At 53.2% G+C, this 1,088-nt stretch carries 1 protein-coding gene; it reads left to right on the top strand.

The window, feature by feature from the left end:
* On the top strand, nucleotides 1-1,086 hold a 1,086-nt coding region (gene tuf / locus FDW95_RS22330), incomplete at its 5' end, for an elongation factor Tu (RefSeq protein WP_117344063.1).
* Between the last annotated feature and the right edge of the window lie 2 nt (nucleotides 1,087-1,088).

Consider the following 1,088-nt stretch of genomic DNA (forward strand, 5'->3'; position numbering starts at 1 on the left):
ACCGTACTGGCTAAAACCTACGGCGGTTCTGCTCGTGCATTCGATCAGATCGATAACGCACCGGAAGAAAAAGCACGTGGTATCACCATCAACACTTCTCACGTTGAATATGACACCCCGTCTCGCCACTACGCACACGTAGACTGCCCGGGCCACGCCGACTATGTTAAAAACATGATCACCGGTGCTGCGCAGATGGACGGCGCGATCCTGGTTGTTGCTGCGACTGACGGCCCGATGCCGCAGACTCGTGAGCACATCCTGCTGGGTCGTCAGGTTGGCGTTCCGTACATCATCGTGTTCCTGAACAAATGCGACATGGTTGATGACGAAGAGCTGCTGGAACTGGTAGAAATGGAAGTTCGTGAACTTCTGTCTCAGTACGATTTCCCGGGCGACGATACTCCGATCGTTCGTGGTTCTGCTCTGAAAGCGCTGGAAGGCGAAGCTGAGTGGGAAGCTAAAATCGTTGAACTGGCTGGCTACCTGGATTCTTACATCCCGGAACCAGAGCGTGCGATTGACAAGCCGTTCCTGCTGCCTATCGAAGACGTATTCTCCATCTCCGGCCGTGGTACTGTTGTTACCGGTCGTGTAGAGCGCGGTATCGTTAAAGTTGGCGAAGAAGTTGAAATCGTTGGTATCAAAGAGACTGCTAAGTCTACCTGTACTGGCGTTGAAATGTTCCGCAAACTGCTGGACGAAGGCCGTGCTGGTGAGAACGTTGGTGTTCTGCTGCGTGGTATCAAACGTGAAGAAATCGAACGTGGTCAGGTACTGGCTAAGCCGGGCTCTATCAAGCCGCACACCAAGTTCGAATCTGAAGTTTATATCCTGTCCAAAGACGAAGGCGGCCGTCATACTCCGTTCTTCAAAGGCTACCGTCCGCAGTTCTACTTCCGTACGACTGACGTGACGGGTACCATCGAACTGCCGGAAGGCGTAGAGATGGTAATGCCGGGCGACAACATCAAAATGGTTGTTACCCTGATCCACCCGATCGCGATGGACGACGGTCTGCGTTTCGCAATCCGTGAAGGCGGCCGTACTGTTGGTGCGGGCGTTGTTGCTAAAGTTCTGAGCTAATT

It is taken from the genome of Citrobacter sp. wls718, assembly GCF_005280945.1.
GTDB classification, from domain to species: Bacteria; Pseudomonadota; Gammaproteobacteria; order Enterobacterales; family Enterobacteriaceae; genus Citrobacter; species Citrobacter gillenii.